At 70.7% G+C, this 14,266-nt stretch carries 12 protein-coding genes and 1 pseudogene; 5 read left to right on the top strand and 8 right to left on the bottom strand.

Translation table 11 applies throughout. The features are described from left to right. Window positions 1-25: 25 nt before the first annotated feature. The 4 genes and pseudogenes from B4N89_RS52005 to B4N89_RS36815 all read right to left on the bottom strand — a co-directional run bounded on the left by B4N89_RS52005 (window position 26) and on the right by B4N89_RS36815 (window position 2,042). A complete protein-coding gene (locus B4N89_RS52005) occupies window positions 26-490 on the bottom strand; it encodes a response regulator (protein ID WP_235619247.1) in 465 nt (154 codons plus the stop codon). 327 nt (window positions 491-817) lie between these two features. Further along, a pseudogene (locus tag B4N89_RS53480) lies at window positions 818-916 on the bottom strand (ABC transporter ATP-binding protein); the annotation flags it as partial. Between the two features lie 117 nt (window positions 917-1,033). Next, window positions 1,034-1,432, bottom strand: coding sequence for an ATP-binding cassette domain-containing protein (locus B4N89_RS53475; RefSeq protein ID WP_414646455.1), 399 nt, complete (start codon window positions 1,430-1,432; stop codon window positions 1,034-1,036). Between the two features lie 106 nt (window positions 1,433-1,538). Further along, window positions 1,539-2,042, bottom strand: coding sequence for a hypothetical protein (locus tag B4N89_RS36815; RefSeq protein ID WP_078980926.1), 504 nt, complete (start codon window positions 2,040-2,042; stop codon window positions 1,539-1,541). A gap of 339 nt (window positions 2,043-2,381) precedes the next feature. On the opposite strand from B4N89_RS36815, the gene B4N89_RS36810 reads away from it, so the two are divergent. The 3 genes from B4N89_RS36810 to B4N89_RS36795 all read left to right on the top strand — a co-directional run bounded on the left by B4N89_RS36810 (window position 2,382) and on the right by B4N89_RS36795 (window position 7,590). Beyond that, a complete protein-coding gene (locus B4N89_RS36810) occupies window positions 2,382-3,992 on the top strand; it encodes a hypothetical protein (protein WP_143658215.1) in 1,611 nt (536 codons plus the stop codon). Between the two features lie 1,019 nt (window positions 3,993-5,011). After that, complete coding sequence (locus tag B4N89_RS36800; protein ID WP_078981546.1) at window positions 5,012-6,382, top strand: metal-dependent hydrolase family protein; 1,371 nt, start codon at window positions 5,012-5,014, stop codon at window positions 6,380-6,382. Between the two features lie 35 nt (window positions 6,383-6,417). Further along, a complete protein-coding gene (locus tag B4N89_RS36795; RefSeq protein WP_078980923.1) occupies window positions 6,418-7,590 on the top strand; it encodes a histidine decarboxylase in 1,173 nt (390 codons plus the stop codon). Window position 7,591: 1 nt separating this feature from the next. On the opposite strand, the gene B4N89_RS36790 is transcribed toward B4N89_RS36795, so the two are convergent. Further along, window positions 7,592-8,779, bottom strand: a complete 1,188-nt coding sequence (locus tag B4N89_RS36790; RefSeq protein ID WP_078980922.1) for an amidohydrolase family protein — start codon at window positions 8,777-8,779, stop codon at window positions 7,592-7,594. Between the two features lie 177 nt (window positions 8,780-8,956). Continuing rightward, a complete protein-coding gene (locus B4N89_RS36785; RefSeq protein WP_078980921.1) occupies window positions 8,957-9,199 on the bottom strand; it encodes a hypothetical protein in 243 nt (80 codons plus the stop codon). Window positions 9,200-9,548: 349 nt separating this feature from the next. Between B4N89_RS36785 and B4N89_RS36780 the strand changes: the two genes are divergently transcribed. Next, window positions 9,549-10,778: an FAD-dependent monooxygenase gene (locus B4N89_RS36780; RefSeq protein WP_078980920.1), complete on the top strand. Its 1,230-nt coding sequence runs from the start codon at window positions 9,549-9,551 to the stop codon at window positions 10,776-10,778. Window positions 10,779-10,875: 97 nt separating this feature from the next. On the opposite strand, the gene B4N89_RS36775 is transcribed toward B4N89_RS36780, so the two are convergent. Continuing rightward, window positions 10,876-11,115, bottom strand: a complete 240-nt coding sequence (locus B4N89_RS36775; protein ID WP_078980919.1) for a YciI family protein — start codon at window positions 11,113-11,115, stop codon at window positions 10,876-10,878. A 257-nt stretch (window positions 11,116-11,372) separates the two neighbouring features. Here B4N89_RS36775 and B4N89_RS36770 point away from each other — a divergent pair, with 257 nt between their 5' ends. Next, the gene (locus B4N89_RS36770) at window positions 11,373-12,788 is read left to right on the top strand and encodes an erythromycin esterase family protein (RefSeq protein ID WP_078980918.1); all 1,416 of its coding nucleotides are present in this window, start codon (window positions 11,373-11,375) and stop codon (window positions 12,786-12,788) included. A 119-nt stretch (window positions 12,789-12,907) separates the two neighbouring features. Here B4N89_RS36770 and B4N89_RS36765 read toward each other — a convergent pair whose 3' ends face one another. Further along, window positions 12,908-13,912: a YdcF family protein gene (locus B4N89_RS36765; protein WP_078980917.1), complete on the bottom strand. Its 1,005-nt coding sequence runs from the start codon at window positions 13,910-13,912 to the stop codon at window positions 12,908-12,910. Window positions 13,913-14,266: the final 354 nt, after the last annotated feature.

Here is a 14,266-nt window from a genome sequence, read left to right as displayed (position 1 = left end):
ACGGCCTGTCCCGCCGCGCCCGCGGTCAGGAGCCCAGGTAGCGCAGGATGGCCAGGACTCGGCGGCTGTACCCGGTCTCGGGACCGTGCGGCAGGGTGGTGCGGGACGGCAGTTGGCGAACGACTTCCGGGTCGAAGGCGGCGCCGCCGGCGGCCACCCGGGCCAGTGCGTCGAGGAAGTCGTCCACGTGCGCGACACGGTCCTTGAGCAGATAGCCGACGGCCGCGTCGTCCCGGGTCGGCAACTCCACCGCGTAGCGCTTCTCGCTGTACTGGGACAGGACCAGCACGCCGACGTCCGGCTGCCGGCGGCGCACCGCCAAGGCCGCCCGCAGCCCCTCGTCGGCCACCACCGCGTCGGGCCGATGCGCGGCGACCGCCTCGATCATCGCCTCGCCGTCGCCCACACCGGCGACCACCTCGTGCCCCTCGTCGGCGAGCAGTCGGGCCAACCCCTCGCGCAGCAGCGCCGAATCGTCGGCCAACACCATGCGCACGGTACCTCCGCCGTGATCGTGGTGAGGCCTCCGGGAGGGCTGTCCACCCGCAGGATTCCGTCGAGCGCGGCGACCCGCCGGGCCAGGTCCGACAGACCGCCGCCGGCCGGGTCCGCGCCGCGCACGCCGGCGTCGACGATGCGCACGTCGATCCGGTCGCCCACGTCGACGACCGACACCGTCACCGCGTCGACGTGGGCGTGCTCGGCCGTGTTCGTGACGGCCTCGGCGACCACGAAGTAGACCACCGTCGCGACGATCGGTCGGTTCGTCGGCGAAGAGCGACTCCGGCCGGGCCACCAACGCCCGGGCCACCGCCACGCGTTGTCGCTGACCGCCGGAGAGCCCGCCCGGGCGGTGGTCCAGTCGATCGGCCGACCCGGTGGCCTCCGCGATGCGGTCCAGATGCGCCCGATCCACCCGCCGTCCGGCGATCTCGAGCGGCAGTGTGATGTTCTCCGACACGGACAGCGGACAGGGTCGGCAGCAGGTTGAACGCCTGGAAGGCGAACCCGTGACGTTCGCGCCGCAGTTCGGTCAGCGCCGTGTCGTCGAGATCCCCGAGCTCGGTGTCCCCGATGGCCACGCTGCCCCGGGTGGCGGTGTCCAGCCCGGCCGGACACTGAGCAGCGTCGACTTGCCCGAACCCGACGGCCCCATGATGGCGGTGAACCCGCCACGCGTCAGCTCCACGTCCACCCCGGCCAACGCCGTGACCCGCCGCGCGCCCGACCCGTACTCGTTGACCAACCCCCACGGGGAGGTGCCCGGTGGCCGAACCGGACGGGAATCTCGGGCAACGTGCCGGAAGAAGACCGAAAACCGTGCTCCTACGCGTCGTGGACCCTGCGGGCCGACGGGAACCGGGCCCTTGGCGGCGGGTGATCGCGAGCCGGCCGGCGCTCGGGAGTCGGGACGTCGCGAGATCGTGCGCATCGGGGTTCGACGGCACCTCGGGCCTGGCCGGCCCAAACGTGACGATCGAAGCGGCGTCGAACCCCATGCCGTCGATCCCCCGCCGCGCCGAGGGCGGGGCCGGTGGTCAGTACGTCAAAGCCGGGCTGAACGCACTCTTGCCGACACACCAGATGTCGACGTTGTTGGGATTGTGGTGCAGCTTGACCGACCAGTTCGTGGCACTGGGCGGACTGGCCGACTGGATCACCGTCATGGCTTGACCGGCGGAGATCGTGCCCGCCGTCTTGTTCAGCGGACCCAGGTTGACCGGACCGAAGGGACCGGACGTGCCGGCGGTGCCGCTGAACGTGACCGTGCCGCTCGGACCCCCGAGGTTGGCGGTGATCGTGAGGTCGCCGTTGTTGATGGTGATCAGCGGCGCGAGGGCGATGGTGGCCGAGAGCTGATGCGACGCGTTGGTGGTGAACGTCGCGGACTTGCCGGTGTAGCTGACCCCGACCGAGGTCAGACAGTCGTACTTCGCGGTGGACGGGCCGCCGGCCGTGGCGGTGCCGCCGAGCGCGACGGTCGCTGCCAAGGTACCGGCGAAGACGGCGGCGCCGGCCGCTAGGGCTTTGGATCGTGACATGGAGGATGCCCCTTTCGACAGATACTGCGGAAAGTTCCTGTCGGCGCATTTGGAGTGAATCCGAAGTCTCGGATTCCGTCAAGCAGGATCGGGCACAATTCTCCGACGGGACAATTCAAGATCGGCAATTCATGATCGCAATTCATGAACACTCATATCGGCAAAGAATATTCGGTTTCCGGGGTATTTCTCGATCATGGTGACACGTGTCGAATGAATCGGTACGCATCTCGCTCTTGACTATGGATGATCCAAATGTGCGAATAGTTCGCTACGCCTTTCGTTTCCGACGGGCTCCGAACAGGTCGTCCGCACCGGCCGTCCACACGAAGGAGCAACGTGCCAAAACGGCTATCCCGAAGATTGCCCCGCCATCGCCGGGCCGCCTCGGTGGCGGCGGCCGCCCTGGCCCTCGGCAGCGGTCTGGTCGCCCTCGCGCCGTCGGTGGGCGCCGGCACCGTGACCCCGGTCATGCGATGCACGACCCCGGTCGGCGCCCCCGAGGGGTCGCAGCGGTTCGAGGTGACCCTGGATCCGACGCACGGTGACGGCGCCACCTCGATGCACGTCGTGGCGGGTGGAAGTCCGGCGACCAGCCCGATCCCGATTCCACTCGCGACGATCAAGTCCGTCTACACGTTCGCCACATCCGGCGGCGCGACCGGGGATCTCTCGGTGGCGCCACCGTCGTTCGAGACGCCGATCGAGGTGAACACGCCCATTGTGCCGCCCCCGTTCACCGTGCCTACGACGATCGTCGGCGCGGCGGCCGGATCCACGGTGGACCTCACCCTGAAGTCGATCGTGGTGCAGACCATCGTCGGCGGAAACCTGCTCGCGACGGCGACGTGCGTGCCGATCTCCGGTAACGGCGTGGTCGCGTCGTACACGGTCGAGCAGGGCAGTCAGGCGCCCACGCTGACCGCGACGCCGAGCACCGTCGACTCGAACTCCCGGGTCACGCTGTCCGGCGCGCACTGGCCGGCCGGTCCGGTGGGGTTGACCATGTGCTTCCCCGAGTTCGGCGGATTCTGCGACAACGGCTACTCGACCATCGCCGCGAGCGACGTCAAGGTCGTCGACGGTGTGCTGTCGGGGTGGGTGCACGTCGCCGGCGCGGTTCCCAGTACGGCGGCGCTCCTGAAGGTCACATCGGGATCGGTGGCCCTGGAGGCGCCGTTGACCGTCGTGTCCGTACCGGTCGGCGGTCGGGGGCTCGTACTGAGCCCGGACACCGGTCCGATCGGCACCCGGGTGACCGTCACCGGTACCGCGTTCTCGCCGAACGCCCAGATCACCGTCCAACCCCAGGACGAGCCCGGGGCCCCGACGGAGGACGCGGTGACCACCACCGCGGACGCGAACGGCTCGTTCACCGCGACGTTCACGGTGACCGCCGCGGCCACCGTCGCGGTCGCGGCGTACGAGTTCGGCAACCCCGCGATCGGCAAGCGGACGCCCTACACGGTGGGCGAGGCCCCGGCCGGGACGACCCAGTCGGTCAGTGGGCAGATCAAGCCCGGCGGCCTGACGATGTCCCAGGCCGGCGACCGGATCGACTTCGGCAGCGCGACGATCGACGGCAAACCGCTGCGCCTGAACGCCGCGCTCAACCGGGTCACCGTGGTCGACGCCCGAGGGACCGACCTCGGGTGGTCGCTGACCGGCACGATGTCGGAGCTGACGGCCGAGAACGGCACCGACAGGCTCCCTGCCGGGAGCGTGACCTGGACTCCCGCGTGCGTGGCGGCCGATGGCGCGCCCGGAACGGTCACCCCCGGTACTCCCGGGCCGCTCGGGGCGACCCAGGCCCAGTTGTGCACGCAGACCCCGGTCGAGGGGCGAGCCACGGGCGGCAGCGTTTCGGCGGACGCCGCCATGACATTGACGACCCCGGCGTTCGTTCGCCCGGGGACCTACTCGGGGGTGCTGACACTGAGCCTGAGTTGACCGAGCGGGAGTCGACCGAGTTCGAGTCCAATCGAGTTCGAGTTCAACCGAGCTCGACCATCTCGAGCCCGAATCAACCGAGTTCGAGATGGTCGACACCGATTCGACGCGTCGGGATGTGCGGGTGTCGACGCTTCGAGGCGGTGCCGCATTAGCCGCCCGGTGGTCGGGGACGGCTCGGCCGGTGGTACAGGCCGCCGCCCCCGCCACCGGGCGTTTCCGTGCGCGGCACGGGATCGTGATCGGCCGCCCCGGAGCGAAGTCCCGGGCGGTCGCGCCCCATTCGTGACCACCCGGTATCGCGACCGCCGGGGGGCGGGGAATGCGCCGGCGTCCTCTGAGGCGAAGAATTCGGCGGGCGGCCGAGGCGTATCGACCGACCGGCGTCGCGGTGAATCGACGGCGCCCCACAACTCGCCCACCTGTCCGTCCGCGACGCCGATGCCGTGCTCGTCGACGGCCCGGCACTGCACGCCCGGGCGCGATCGCCCGCAACTGCCCGTGCGCGTCGGATTGAGCGCCGATACCAGCGGGGCCGGGGTGTCCGTGGGCCCGGCACGGGTGGCAGACGGTGACGGTGATGCTGAGCAGTGGATGCGGCGAAGAGGTGGCCTTTGCGGTTCCACGACGTCGCGGCCGCCTGCGTCGGGAGAGTGATCTTCGAATCACCTTGTGTTATCGAAATTGGCGCGAATACAGTGATTTCAGCCGCCGAAGGGATCTCTCGGGACCAAGGGTGCACCGCGTCGCTCCCGGCCCCGGCGAACGCCAAGGCTCCAAGGGGGTGATCGTACGGGCCCGCACGCGAATATCGGCTCTCGCGCCGCCGATCACGGAGTCGCCCGTGAGCCCCCGAACGAACCCCGCACGCCGGCAGGGGAGTCGGTCCGGCGCGCCGCATCCGGCCGGCTCGAGGACGGCACCGGCGCGGCCCCGAAAGCCGTCCGGGATTCGCGTGGCCGAAATCGGCGTGACCGAGCCGACAGGGACCCCGCATGGTGACGCCGCACACTGATCGGATGGGCCCGCATCACGAAGACCGGGCCCGCGACGGTGCGGAGCGCCCACTGGTGATCACCGCGGCCCGCTGGTGGGATCCCGCCGAGGACGCCACCCGCGACAACGCCCGAGTACTGATCCGGGACGGTCGTATCCGCCACGTCGGGCACGGGGCGGCCGTGCCGGCCGGAGCGCGCGGGATCGACCTGGGGGACCGGACGCTGCTGCCGGGGTTGATCGACTGCCATGTGCATCTCACCGAGGCCGTCCCCACGTCGCTCGCCGATCCCGTCAGTGCCCAGACACTCGCCGCGCTACCGCACCTGGACCGCCTGCTGCGCAACGGCTTCACCACGGTCAGGGACATGGGCGGAGCCCTCGAGGACCCCCTGGTCGTCCACCTGCGGGACGCGGTGGCCCGGCGAATCGTGCCCGGGCCCCGCCTGTTCGTCGCACCGCATCTGATCTCGGCGCGCGGCGGACACGGGGACAAGTCGGCTGCGGCGGTTCCGCACGGGGTTCAGGAGGTGGGGCCGCTCGCCGACGGGGCGGAAGAGATCGAGCGTCGGGTTCGCGCCGATGCCCGCGCGGGCGCCGACTGGATCAAGTTCGCCGCCACCGGCGGCGTCACCCACCCCGACGACTCACCGCTGCGCGTGACCTATTCACAGCTCGAGATGAACACCCTGGTGGGCACCGCGCGCGACCTGGACCTGCCGTGCGCGGTCCACGCGTTCTCCGACGAGGGCATCCGCCGCGCCGTCCGGGCGGGTGTCCGCTCCGTCGAACACGCGTGCCTGGCCACACCGGCAACCCTCGCCACGCTCGGTCCGCACGGCGTCTACCTCGTCCCCACCCTCTACGCCGTGTCGCATTTCCTGGCCCACCTCGACGACGACGCGTTCTGGGCCGACCGGGACGCCAACGAGCGCGCAAAACTGGCACGGCACGCACCGACCCTGCGGGGACACGGCCGGCGGGTGGCCGCCTGCACGGCGACCATCGCGTACGGCACCGATGCCGGGGTGTTCCCGCACCGCGACAACTGGCGGGAGTTCCCCGCGATGACGACGGCGGGCCTGACTCCCCTGCAAGCCCTGCGTTCGGCCACCGTCTCGGCCGCCGAGCTCCTGCGAAGACCACGGCTCGGTCGCATCGCCGCGGGAGGCGTCGCGGACCTGATCGCCGTGCCGGGAGACCCCTTGCGCGACATCGACACCATGGGTGGGGTCGACTTCGTTCTCCAGGACGGCCGTGTGCACGTCGACCCCACCGATCCGCCCCGCCGCGAGCACTCGGCGGAGCCGATGCGAGGTGACGGGCAGGCCGATGACGCGACCCCGCCGATCCCGGACCGGCTCGAACCCCGCCCGCTGCGAAGCGCACCGTGACGTCGTCGCCTTCCGACCATCCGACAGGAGATCGCATGCGCGTCCCCTTGGCAGAGGACCTGGCCATCGCAGACGAGCCCCGCACATCCGAGGGCCTGGCAGCCGATCGTGCCCTCCTGGACGACATCGCCTCCTGGATGCGCGACGAGCGCGCGTACTCCATCGGCGCTCCCGTCAACCTGGACATCGACTACCGGCACCTCGCGCCGTTCCTGGCGGTGCACGGCAACAACGCCGGAAGCCCCTGCGGAACCAGCGAATACCGCCTGCACACCAAGCACTTCGAGCGCGCCGTCGTCGACTTCTTCGCCATCCTCGCCGGCGCGCCGTCCGGCGCCGCGTTCGGATATGTGACCAACGGCGGCACCGAAAGCAACCTGTTCGGCGCGTTCGTCGGCCGCGAACGCCATCCCGACGCCGTCCTGTACGCGTCGAGCGACGTGCACTACTCCGTTCCCAAGATCGCCCGCCTGCTCCGGATGGAACTCGCGACGGTTCCCACCGATCGACACGGGGCGATGGACCCGCGCGCCCTGGAATCGGCATGCCGAGCCAACCGGCACCGCGGCGCGGTCGTCGTCGCCACCATCGGCAGCACCGGAAGGGGAGCGGTCGACGATCTCCCCGCCGTACACGCGGCGTTGGCCGACGCCGGCGTCGAACGCACCCACCTGCACGCGGACGCGGCGTTCGGCGGCCCGTTGGCCGCGCTGGGACCGTCCCCACGACCATGGGGTTTCGCCGACGGCGCCGACAGCATCGCCATCAGCGGCCACAAGATGCTCGGCTGCCCGGTCCCGTGCGGCATCGTCCTGGCCCGCCCGGAGCACGTGGACAACATTAGGGAGCAGGGCGCGGCGGTAGGCGCCGACGACGACACCATCGGCGGTTCCCGCGACGCCCTCTCACCCGTCCTGCTGTGGCACGAGCTGCGCCGGCTCGGCCGCCAGGGCATGGTCGACCGCGTCCACGAATGCCTGCGCATCGCGGAATACGCCGCCGAACGCCTGGAGCGACGCGGTCGGCACCCCGAGCACCCGGCCGGCACGAACACGGTGCTCTTCGACGCCCCCTCGCAGGCGATGTGCGAGCGGTGGCACCTGTTCCAGGTCGACGGCCGGGCCCACCTGGTGACGATGCCCCACGTCACCGAGGACCACATCGACCGCCTGTGCGCCGAACTCGGCGACCCGCCCACGGACGGATGACCTAACCGTTCTGGTGTCGGCGGCCTCGGGCGAGGATCAGTGCGGGGTCGCGCAGGGCGTTCAGGTCGGTGGTCGGGTCGCCGGCGACCACGAGCAGGTCCGCGGCCAGGCCCGGAGCCAGTCGGCCCGTCTCGTCGGTCAGGCCCAGCGCCTCGGCCGAGCGGGTGGTGGCCATCTCGACGATGCGCTCCAGCGGGAAGCCCAGATACTCGTAGAGCCCGAGGGCGCCCACGAAGTCGCCGAACCCGGAGAACGGCAGGCCCGCGTCGGTGCCGGTGACCAGCCGCACGCCCAGTCCGTCCATCCAACGCAGCCTCGCGAAGGAACGCTCCGCCCGCTCGGGGCCGAGCCGTTCGATGAAGGCGCGCCAGTTCGGTGACATCGCCGAGCACACGTGGATGCCCTGTTCGACGATCCGCGCGGCGACGTCCTCGCGTTCGTCCGGGACGCCGTCGGTGAGCCACGTGCAGTGCTCCAACGAGTCGACACCGGCGTCCACCGCGGACACGATCGACGCGGTCCCGTGCGCGTGCGCGGCCACCCGCAGGCCCGCCTCATGCGCCTCGTCCACGACGACGCGCAGTTGCTCCGTGTCGAATTGCGACTCCCACATGGCCGCGCCGCCCGGCGTCATCTGGCCACCGCTCGCCATCACCTTGATCAGATCCGCGCCCGCGGCGACGTTGCGCCGAATCCGGTCCCGGATCGCCGCCGTGCCGTCCACCTCGCCGCCGAGGAACCAGCAGTGGCCGCCCGGCGGCGTGAGCGGCGCGGTCGCGGCGAGGATGCGTGGACCGGGCAGGTCGCCCGCGGCGATCGTGTCGCGCAGCCGCACCGCGAGCGCGCCGCGGTCGCCGAGGTCGCGGGCGGTGGTGACGCCGCCGGCGAGCAACTGCCGGGCGCGATCCGCCATACCGAGCGCGAGCGCGGCGTCGTCGGTGTCGCCGAGAGTGCCGACCGGGTCGGGCCCGGCGTCGAAGGCCAGGTGGACGTGGCAGTTGATCAGGCCGGGCAGCACGGTCGCGCCCGGGTGGTCGCTGCGTTCCACATCCGGGCCGGCCAGCGCCTCGACCACGCCGCGCGGGCCCACCGCGACGATCGCGCTCCCGTCGACCAGGACCGCGCCGTCCTTGATCCGCGCCCCGGCAGGGCCCTGCAATACCTGATCCGCCGTGATCAGCAACGCCATTCGTGCCCACTCCTTCGCGCCGGGTCGCCCACCACCCTCGCACGCCGCGGCCGGCCCCGCGGGCGATGGGCGCGCACCACGAAGGAATCATCCCGACCGGCGACCCGCGGCCGCCCGGCGGGTGTTGCCGGGTGCCGCCCCTCGGCAGGACCAGGGGCGGTACCCGGCGGCGTCGGATCAGGCCCAGTACTCCACGTACAGGGAGAAGCCGACCGCGCCGTTGCCGGTGCAGTGGTACGTGCTCGCACCGGCGTAGTGCACGTACATCGCGCCGGTGTTCTGGCACTCGGACAGGTAGCGATAGGTGGCGATGTAACTCCCGCTCGCCGCCTGCGCCGAGCCGGCTCCCGCCGTCACCAGTCCCGCCGCTGCCGTGGCCGCGAGCGCCAGACCGGCCAGTCTCCGCGTCGACTTCGACATGTGTTCCCCCGTTCGTCGATCAAGCACGAGCGCTCATGGTCCGACTCCGGTCGAGAGCGCGTCAAGGTCCGTCACACAGGGGCCGAAGCCCGACACAGTGCGGACGTGCACACCAACCGGCTGTACTGCCGGTGCAATTCAGGGCGGCGGCGATCGAAAACGACATGTCGGTCCGACGGGCAATCGTGTAGCGATGACGCGCCGGCCCCATCGTCCGTGACGGATCTCGGCCGCACCGATGAGTTCCGGACGGATCCGTCGTCCATACCTCCGGATGCACCGACGTCGGTGGATCGGAGCGGGAACAATCGGTCCGGACGATGATCCGGCGGGGCGAGCGGGAGACACAGTGAGCGGTACCAGGGTGTTGGTGGCGGGAGCGAGCATCGCGGGGCCCGCGCTGGCCCACTGGCTGCGCCGGCGAGGGGCCGAGGTGACCGTGGTGGAGCGGGCCCCCGAGCTGCGCCCCGGCGGGCAGGCGGTGGACGCGCGCGGGGTGGCCAAGGAGGTCATTCGGCGAATGGGACTGGATGCGGCGGTCCGCGCGGCGTGCACTGACACCGCCGGCGCGCACACCGTCGACGCGGACGGGCGAGTGCTGGAGACCTTCAGTGCCGACGACGACGGTGGTGACGGGTTCATCGCGGACATCGAGATCCTGCGCGGAGACCTGTCCCGGGTGCTCCACGACGACACCCGCGACGGCGTCGAGTACATCTTCGGCGACCGGATCGCCGAGCTCACCCAGGACGCGGACGGCGTCGACGTGGTGTTCGCGGGCGGCAGCCGGCGGCGCTTCGAGCTGGTGGTCGGGGCGGACGGACTGCACTCGCCACTGCGGGCGATGGTCTTCGGGCCGCATGAGCGGTTCCTCCGCCACCTCGGTCAGGTGCTGGCCTTCTACAGTGTGCCCAACGAGTTCGGGCTGGACCGTTGGCTGCTCGAGTACCAGGATGCCGAATCCGGGCGCTCCGCCCTCCTGCGGCCCATCCAGGACGCCACCCGGGCGATGGCCATGTTCTACTTCGCCTCGGCCGACTTCGACGTCGACTACCGTGATGTCGCGGCCCAAAAGCGCCTGCTGCGTGAGCGGATGGCCGGCCTGGGCTGGTTGACCCCGGACATCCTCGCGCACCTGGACGACGCCCCCGACTTCTACCTCGACCAGGTCGCCCAGGTGACGATGGACCACTGGTCGAGCGGACGGGTCGGGCTGCTGGGGGATGCGGCGTTCAGCTCGTCGCCGATGTCGGGGCAGGGCACCGGGCTGGCGCTGGTCGGGGCCTACCTGCTGGCCGGTGAACTGGCCGCCGCCGGATGGGACCCGAAGGCCGGGTTCGCCGGCTACGAGGCTCGGATGCGTGCGTTCGTCGAGGCCAACCAGGAGATCGGTCGGTTGAACGCCCGCAGCCGAGCGATCCCCGGGCCGGACACCGAGCCGGGCCCCGATTTCACCGGCGAATGGTTCACCGAGCTGGTCGGGCGCGCGATCAACGGTGTCGAACTGCCCGACTACACAGACGTACCGGACATCGGGGCGCCGGCGGGAACGCCGACAACCTCCTCGGGCAAACCGTAGGCGTCGCGGAAGTCGCAGACGCGGCGGGTCGAGCTGCTACCCGTGGCCGGGTCCGACCACGGTCCCCGAGTTCACGGAACGCCCGGAGCGGTGCGGATCATCGACGGGCCCGGCCGTCGAGGCGGATCGTCCACGGCTCGACGCTGTCCACTCGAAGGTGGGTCTCGCTCCACGGATCACGCGCGAGCACGGTACGGACGCTGTCCGGCGATTCGGCCTCGACGACGAGCACCACACGATGCTCGTCGGCGAGTGGTCCGCCCAACAGGACGACACCCGACGCCACGAGCTCGTCCATGAAGGATGCGTGGGCCGCCCAGTCGGACTGTTCCTGCATGGGGCGTGTCGCATCCCAGTGAGGGCCCGAGCGGCGAAGAAAGACAAGAAACACAGCCACGCTCGGACTCTACCGAACCGTAGCGTCACCGGGTTCCCCACGGATTCGGACCGGGGACGGATGCGGGTGTCCGATGTCCTCCGCGCGGTTGTGAGCGGCCGGACCAACGTACCGGGGGTGCGGGCGGGAAGTCGGTACCCAAGTCCTCGTGCCCGGGAAGGAGGTACTCGGCCGCACCGGATCCATAGTGTCGAAACATGCGATCACACGAGCGTGCTCACGAACAGTGCGACACCCGAAGCCATCTGCACACAAAGGGAGTTCACGCGCATCGCGGGACCGGACGAGGTTCGCGCACCCTGTTGTCGGCGGCCGCGCTCGCCGTGTGCCTGGGGACGACCGTGGGGGCCGCGCCCGCGCAGGCGGCCGGCTCCGCCGACCCGGTACGGGCGCTGTCGAGGGCGGCGCAGACGTTGGGTTCGACCCGGCCCGGCGGGTCCGACCACGATCTGCGGGCCTTCGACCGCATGATCGGCAACGCCTCCGTCGTCGGTGTGGGAGAGGCCACGCACGGATCGAACGAGTTCCGCGCGTTCAAGGACCGCCTCTTCCGCCACCTCGTCGAACGAAAAGGCTTCACCACGTTCGCCCTGGAGACGAACTGGAGTACCGGTCTGCGGCTGAACGACTGGGTCCGGACCGGCAGGGGAGACCTGTCGAGGATCATGGCCGAAGAGTTCCAGCACGCGAACGTCATCTGGAACACGCGGGAGACCGAGGACCAGCTCCGCTGGATGCGCGACTGGAATCGAACCCACCCGGACCGTCCCGTCCAGGTCGTGGGCGACGACGTCGGCTACGCGGGGCCCGAACTGTTCGACACCGTCACCGCCTACGCGGCCCGGTGGTACCCGGACCTGCTTCCCGAAGTGCGGCGCCTGTATCGCGAGTCCCGGCCCACCGGCACCGCCGGCGAGGCCATGGCGAGCTGGGAGCGGATACCGCTCGCCGACCGCGAGCGCATGCGCGGGGACGTACAGCGGGTGTTGCGGCTCCTGGAACAACGGCCTGCGGGGGCCGACTCCCGGCAGCACGACCTGATCCTCCAACACGCGCGGTCCATCGCCCAGGTCGGCACGCTCTGGGGGTTCGACTTCACCAAGGACGTCCCGGCGATGATGCGCTACCGGGACGAGCAGATGGCCGCCAACACCGTGTGGTGGCACGAGCACACCGGCTCGCGCATCCTGCTGTCCGCGCACAACGGCCACGTCGCGAAGGTGACGTCCAGTCCCGAGAGCTACCCCAAGCTCCAGGGCGAGTTCCTTCGCGACCGGCTCGGCACGCGCTATGTCAACGCCGGTTTCACCTTCGGGCAGGGCGAGTTCAACGCATGGGCGCCGGGAGACCCCGACAAGGTGCCACGTCCCGTCTCGCTCGGGCCCGGGACCCCGGCCGGCAACGAACACACCCTGGAGACCGTGTCCGACCGCGACTACTACCTCGACACCCGCCACGCGCCGGCCTCGGCTCGCGCGTGGCTGAACAACGCCCGACCCACCCGAAGTCTGGGCGCCGAGTGGCCGATCCCGGAATACGAGAACGTCAACCTCAAGCAGTCCTACGACATCCTCATCCACCTGCACCGCGTTACCGCCACCCACCAGAACTGAGCCCGCGACCCGGCACCGAATCCGCGCCCCCGCTCGCCCCGCGCGTGGGCGGGCGGGGGCGCGTCCACGTGAACACTCCGACTGCGCCCCGCAGGGTCGGGCCGTCGCCGGCCCATCGGTCAGTGCCACAGCCAGGCGGCCACGCCGGAGACGGCGATGAGCAGGCACACGCCGAGGTTGACGACCTTGTAGGTCAGGAACACCGCGACGAACTCGCGGATCGTCGCGCTGGGTTGGAAGTACTTCGCCGTCGGCGCGCCGACCACCTGGCCGCGGACTCCGGTACGTCGGGCGGTCAGCGCGGCACGGAAGACGTGGAAGTTGTTGGTGACGATCACGCACCGGTAGTCGGGATCGATCTTCGTCATGATCGTCTTGCTGAAGCGCAGGTTCTCCTCGGTGTTCCGGGAAAGGTCCTCGCGCACGATCCGCTCCGCGGGTACCCCGCGGGTGACCAGGTAGTCGGCCATCGCGTGCGACTCCGGCAGATGTTCGTCGGGGCCCTGGCCGCCCGACGTGATGAGCACGGGCCGGTTCCCACGCGCGACCTGGGCGTCGAAGAGCTTTCGCGCGCGGTCGAGTCGGGAGGCCAGCAGGGGCGGCACCGTCGTACCGCCGACGAGGCCGGAGCCCAGTACGACCACGAAACCCACCGATCGGCGCACCCGCAAACGCTCGTAGAGGAAGGCATAGCCGAGGAAGCACACCAGCAGGAAGGACACGTAGCCGACCACCAGCACGACCGTGCCGGCGATCACGATCAGGGTGCGTGAGCGGATGAACAGGGCGGTGACCAGCAGGATGATCACGCCGACGATGGCCAGCCCGGCGAGCAGCGAGAGCAGGTTCGCGGCACGAACTCCCTCCCGCCGCACCATCGTCGCGCCGTTGGACACCAGCGCGCCGGCCAACAGGAGCACGCCCAGAGCCGGCAGGAACAGGAGCAGCAGCGTCACCACGTCGGCGAAGCGCTCCGGCATGCGATGCAGTTCGCCGAGCAGCCCGACGACGAGGGCGACCACGGCCAGGCCGAGGAGGACGGCGTTACCGAATCGGCGTGGGTCGCGGACGACTCCGACGAGGAAGAACAGGAAGAACAGCGCGGCGAAGAGGTAGGCGAACACCGCCGAAGCCTACGGACGAACGCGCCACGTTCGCACCGCGCGCCCACGGCGTCGCCTTCGCGATCGCGATCGGGAGGGCCGTGAGACGGAACCGAACGCATGTGCGTGGTGGACATGCGCTGCCCAGGGAACACACACCGGTTGGGTCGGGCCCCACCGGTCCTCGTTCTCGACCGGTTCTCGACCGGCCTCACTTGGGTGCGCATCACCACGGTGTGGCTCACTTCACCGCACGCGCGACGGGTCGCCCCGTGACGCCCAGTGACCGACTTCGCGTATAGGCGTCGACGTGGCATCCCGCCCGGAGCCGGTGGCCGACCGGCGGGGGCTCGGGCCGAGGCGGAGGGCCGCCCC

This window comes from Embleya scabrispora (genome assembly GCF_002024165.1).
Lineage (GTDB): Bacteria > Actinomycetota > Actinomycetes > Streptomycetales > Streptomycetaceae > Embleya > Embleya scabrispora_A.
This window is presented reverse-complemented; position numbering and strand designations above follow the sequence as displayed.